The organism is Clostridia bacterium (assembly GCA_024653205.1).
Taxonomy (GTDB): domain Bacteria; phylum Bacillota; class DSM-521; order Neomoorellales; family SLTJ01; genus JANLFO01.
Genome location: JANLFO010000042.1, coordinates 1 through 5,642, shown reverse-complemented (window position 1 = coordinate 5,642; position 5,642 = coordinate 1). Strand labels below are relative to the sequence as shown.

Genomic DNA, 5,642 nt, shown 5'->3' with positions numbered 1-5,642 from the left:
CACACATTCCTCCAGTTCCGCCTTGAGGCGGCGGTAGTACTCTACTGCCAGTTCCCTGCCCCGCCAGGTGACGATGGGGCCCATGTGGATGCAGGCGTCGAAGAAGCTAAAGGGGGCCGGCCTTAAGGGCGGGCGTTCAGGCATCGTATCCCCTTCCCAGCATTTCGGCGAAGGCTTCTAGCCGCGTCCTGAGTTGGCCCAGGGCGCTACCCTGAAGGTCGGTCTCCAGGCGCAGGGAAGGAATGCCTGCCTGTTAAGGCCGTCCAGAGGCCCGGCGCCCGCCTCTACTGTCGCTTGCGCCGAGTTCGGTACCCGGCGAGACTTTAGATACGCGGCGGAACCAGGACTGCCGGCGGAAACCGGGGATAACTCAGGCCCGGCAACGCTGTCCGAGGCCACTTCAATCCGTTCGCCGCTGGCCTCGCGGAGAGGCTTCGGGGTCCTGAGCCCTTCCAGTTGGGTGGTCAGGTTCTGCAGGGTTCTCAGCACCATAGCGGCGGCCCTGTAGGCGAGATGCCCGGCAGAGGTAAGCTTAGGCCTACCGGCGCCCGCGCGCCTTACCAGAAGCACCTGGCCCAATTCCCTTTCCAGCGTCTTGATCTGGGCGCTGACGGCGGCCTGGGAGATCCCCAGCTTGCGGGCGGCCTCGCTGAAGCTACCTTCTTCAACAATCGTGAGCAGAATGAGCAACTGATGGAAGGTCACACCTGTCACCCCTTTTGTTAATAATCCCTCAGTTTCCGTTTATCCCCATAACCGAAGCCCCCGCCGGCGTCGGGTATGGGGACGGGCCGGCGTGCCCGGCGCCCGCCCTGCCCGCGAGTCCTACTCGGAAAGGCGAGGCTTATAAACCTTGCACAGGAGTGCCCTTAAAGCCCAACCCCCTGTGAGAGGGTCACAGGCATCCGGTTCATCTAGCGTCAGCACATTGGCATTGGCTTCCCAAACGCCACACAGCCCCGGGTCTTCCGGGGGTTGCTCGGGAAACCACCAGTGGCTTTCGACATTGACTACTCGCGGATGAATATCAAGGGTCAGTCTGGCCCTCTGTCTTATTGCCCCCCGACGGGTTTCCACACAGACCCAGTCCCCATCTGAAATCCCTAGTTCCCGGGCGGTTTCGGGGTGTATCTCCACCATAGGCTCGGGGTGTTGCTCGCGCATGCCTATACCTAACTGCCGGTGTTCGGAATGAAACAGGGGTCTAATTCTCCCTCCGGTAGTCAATATCAGCGGGTATTCCCGGGCAATTTCCGGCGTTCTAAGCGGGCTTTCCGGGGGTTCCTCGTAAAAGGGAAGGGGATCGTAACCGAGCTCTTCGAGCACTTTAGAATAAAGCTCCACCTTACCTGAGGGAGTGGCAAAGCCTGTAGGTTCGCCCGTCCTGGGGTTTACGGTTTCATAGGTCCAAAGCTCCGTGCTGGCTATAACCCGGGCCGCCGCAGCCTCTTCGAGGGTCAAACCCAGTGGTTCCAGCCGGTAGTTGGCCAACTCTTCCTCGCTTGCCCAGGGAAAGTACTCCCCGAATCCCAACCTTATCGCCAGCCCCCGGAAAAAATCGTAATCGCTCCTTCGTTCGCCCAGAGGCTGGACCGGCCTTTCTCCGCACTCGAGGGTAGGAGCGAAGTCTTCGTAGGTACTACAGGTCGGCTTTTCAAGCTTGCTGGCGATGGGAAGGACGTAGTCGGCCAGGAGGGCGGTAGGCGTCAGGAAATGCTCTAGTACTACGTGCAGCTCCAAATTGGGGCTCTTCAGCGCCTGGTAAACCAGCTTGGTATTGGCGGCGTTCAAAAGAGGGTTGGATCCCCAGGTAATCATGGCCTTTATCGGATAGGGCTGCCCGGTGAGTATGGCCCGCCAGATCAAGGGCTGAGGGCTGAGGAAGTCGTGCCCGCTAACCGTAAGGGGTATGCCGTACCGCTCCCGGTATAGTCTATTGATTATTTCGTAGGCGGGCCAGGTCATGAGTTTGAACCTATCCGAGCCGATTTGTTTTCTCCGTTGTTCTGGAGGGCACTTGTCTTCGAGCTGCAAAAAGCCGTCCCTGATAGCCATCCTTCCGTTGACTATAGGGCCCGGGCCTAACGGCGTCTCGCCTCCGTTGACCCTCAGATTACCGGTTATCGCGCGTAGGCACACCTTGGCCTCCTCCACCCGTATGGCGTTCAGACCGATGTGGTCGGCCGCTACGCCCCGGGCGAAGTGGCCGGGCCTATTGGTGGCGTACATCCTCGCCGCTGCTCTGATCTTGTCCGGTGGTACCCAGGTTATCTCCGCCACCCTTTCCGGAGTATACTCGGCCACCCGCCTTCTCAGTTCGTCAAAACCAAAGGTCCACTTATCAACGAAATCCGCATCGTAAAGACGCTCTTCTATGATGACGTTAATCCAGGCTAGGAACAACGCACAGTCGGTCCCGGGCCGGATCTGAAGCCAAATATCGGCGTGCCTGGCCTCTTCCGTCCGTCTGGGGTCGATCACAATGAGCTTTACTCCACCCTCTCGGAGGCGCTCCTTGATGGCCAGCCACCGACGTCGCCCCGACTCGGCAGTTCTGCCCCCGCCGATGACTATGCACTTGGCGGTGTCGAAATTATCCTTGAGGGCGGTAGTGCCCAACAAGGCTCGGTATAAGGCCCGCCGGTTGCAACCACATATGGTACCGGGACAGCCGATGTTGCCGGGGTTACCAAACAGATGGAGAAAGCGGCTCCGGATGCCGTACATATCGCTTCTATAGGTCCCTTCGGTAAGGGCCAAACTCTCAGGCCCATATCTGGCTTTGATTTCTCTTAGCTTTTCCGCAATCTCATCCAACGCCTGATCCCAGGAAATCCTTTCCCGCTTGTTTTCCCCGCGCGAGCCGACCCTTTTCAGGGGATACATGAGCTGTTCGGGATGATAGAGCCACCTGATAAGGTAGGGTAACCGGTCCGGACAACCCCGGAAGAAGCGCCCGTTACCAAGCTCGCGGTTGCCCCTGATCTTAGTTATCCGACCTTCTTCATCTACCTGCACCAGTATCGAACACTGGTCGTGACATCCCGGTGAAGCCCAACATATCGCCTTCTTGACCTCGGCTCCTTTTTCCGAGGCAGGCTTGGTTTCCATGCCTATAGACCTCCCCTCAGGACCCTCGTAGTGGAGGGCGCGACGACAGCAGTTCACATAATACGGCAGGGTTTTTTAGGTGCTCAAAATTTTGGCATAATTGTAATATTTGGTACCCTATTTCAATATCGAGACCTTTAAAACTTAAATTTTCTAGAAACTTATTTCTGATTTCCTCTGCCGAGAGCGGACTAGCCCACCTGTCGCCTCGTGGCACTGCCACCGCCTCCCGAAAGACCCGACCGTCTTTCAGCCGGACTTCGACCTCTGCCCCCAGGCCTTCCACCCCGGGGGACCCTGCTAATTTGACTCGCCCCGCGAGCCACGCCACCTGGGGGTCCCGAATTGCTTCCTCCGTAAAGTCCGCGGGTTTCAACCGCCCCCTGGCTAAGGCGCTGGCCACGGTATATTGGAAGCTAAAGGCCGCTCGGGCGTGAAGAAAAGATTTGGGGACGAAGGGCCGTGCGGCAAAGTGCTCAAGAACCTGAGGCGCAACGTACACACGCACAGCCTCCACCTCACCGGCAACGATAGGGTGTTGGCGCGCGATGGCCAGCGCGCAATCGATCGCCCCGTGGGTGATCCGGCAGGACGGATAGGGCTTGATCACGGAATCGGTATAATACGCCCGGCCCAGGTCCCGGGTGAGCACCTCCGCATCCACCCGGCGATTGACGAACAACCGGTAGTATCCATACCTGCCCAGGAGCGGATCCTTTGGTCCTGTCCAGCCGGCCCGGGCCAACTCGGCAGACAGGATTCCGTTACGCGCCGATAAACCTTGGAGTAACTTAAAGGTCATGCCGGCCTCCCAGTAATCTTGAAACGAACCACTCAGCTGGTTAAGCACTATCCCGAAGGCATTTCTCAACTGCTCCGGGCTTAGGCCGAGGAGGCGCCCGGCGATGGCGGTAGCGCCGATCGCATTGACCGTGCCCACGCTGTCCCACCCATCACCGAAATCAAAGCCCCCCGCAGCCAGAACCCGGCAGGCCACGTCCTCGCCGGCAATAAGAGCAGCCAGTATTTCGCCCCCGTTGGCCTCCACCAGTTCACCCACCGCCAGGGCCGTAGGGATGGTGGTTTCGCTTAAATGCCCGGGTAACCCCTGGCTTCCGGCCCGAGGTTCTACCGGTCCGTAATCAAAGGAGCGAGCCATAACACAGTTAGCCAGGGCGGCAGAGGGCGCCGGCAGCTTATACCCGTAAACCAGGACGCTGGCTTCCGGTGCACCTCCCCACTTCTTCAGAATACTAACCAACTCCGCGTTGCCCCCGGCTCTCGCCCCCACCACCACGCACCCAATGACGTCCAGTATACGCGTCTTGGCCCATTCCACGGTATCCTCATCCAAGTCGTCAAGCGAGGTGGCGAGAACATTTTGCGCTAATGCCTCGATGATCTTCTCACCATCAGGCAACGGTGTCATTGCCCAATCTACCTCCTTCCCTCTACTATGCTTGCGAACGACTTCATACCGCGTCGCTCCATTTGCCGTAGCGTTCTCTTAGGACCCGGTGCAGGATCTTGCCGGTGGCAGTGCGGGGCATTTCTTCCTCGGAGATGAAGTCCACGGATTTGGGCCTCTTGTAGCCGGCGATCTTGCCCCGGCAGAACTCCATGATTTCGCTGGCCAGCTCTTGGGTGGGCTCATATCCGGGTTTTAGCACCACCACCGCCTTGACCGCCTCCCCCCACTTGGGGTCGGGCACGCCGATGACCGCCACTTCTTGGACCGCGGGGTGGGCGGCGACTACGTTTTCCACTTCCGAGGGGTAGACGTTTTCCCCGCCGGTGATGATCATGTTGGCCTTGCGGTCCACGAGGTAGTAGTAGCCGTCTTGGTCTTTTTTGGCCAGGTCTCCGGGGCTGAACCATTCGCCCCGAAAGGAGGCTTTGGTCTTCTCGGGGTCTTTCCAGTATTCTTTGAAGACGTGGGGGGTGCGGGCCCAGAGCTCCCCTACCTCGCCTACGGGCACTTCGTTTCCTTGTTCGTCGAGGAGTTTTATTTCGTCGATGCCGAAGATTTCCCGGCCGATGGAGCCCAGTTTGGTGAACTGTTCTTCGGGACGGAGCAGGGTTACCAGTCCCGATTCGGTGGAGCCGTAGGCTTCCCAGAGTTCGGCATTCTTGAAGTAGTCCATGATGGCGAGTTTGAGTTCTTTTCTCGCCGGGGCGGAGGAGATGAGCAGCTGCCTTATGGTGCTGACGTCGTATTTTTTCCTTATCTCCTGGGGCAGGTTTAGGATCATGACGTAGTGGGTGGGGACCAGGGAGGTGAAGGTGATTTGGTATTCGGCGATGGTTTTGAGCAGGTCTTCGGGGTCAAAGCTTATTACGTTGTAGACCATGACGGGGGCGGAGACGTAGGTGTAGCAGAAGGAGTAGTAGATGGAGTTGACGTGGCACATGGGCATGACCAGCAGGGGTTTGTCGGTGGGGAGCACGCCCGTGTTGAGGTTGTTCAGGAGGTAGTGAGCGAGGTAGCTTTCGTGGGTCCTTAGTACTCCTTTGGGTTTGCCGGTGGTGCC

Annotated in this window: 4 protein-coding genes; all 4 read right to left on the bottom strand. The window is 58.6% G+C overall.

The window, feature by feature from the left end:
• Positions 1–177: 177 nt before the first annotated feature.
• Entirely contained in the window at positions 178–705 is a 528-nt protein-coding gene (locus NUV99_12000) for a LysR family transcriptional regulator (GenBank protein MCR4420811.1), read from the bottom strand.
• 120 nt (positions 706–825) lie between these two features.
• Positions 826–3,111 (bottom strand): molybdopterin-dependent oxidoreductase, encoded by a 2,286-nt coding sequence (locus NUV99_11995; protein ID MCR4420810.1) that lies wholly within the window; start codon positions 3,109–3,111, stop codon positions 826–828.
• A gap of 16 nt (positions 3,112–3,127) precedes the next feature.
• Positions 3,128–4,540, bottom strand: coding sequence for an MmgE/PrpD family protein (locus NUV99_11990; protein ID MCR4420809.1), 1,413 nt, complete (start codon positions 4,538–4,540; stop codon positions 3,128–3,130).
• Positions 4,541–4,583: 43 nt separating this feature from the next.
• A partial coding sequence (locus tag NUV99_11985; protein MCR4420808.1) for an AMP-binding protein occupies positions 4,584–5,642 on the bottom strand: 1,059 nt, incomplete at its 5' end.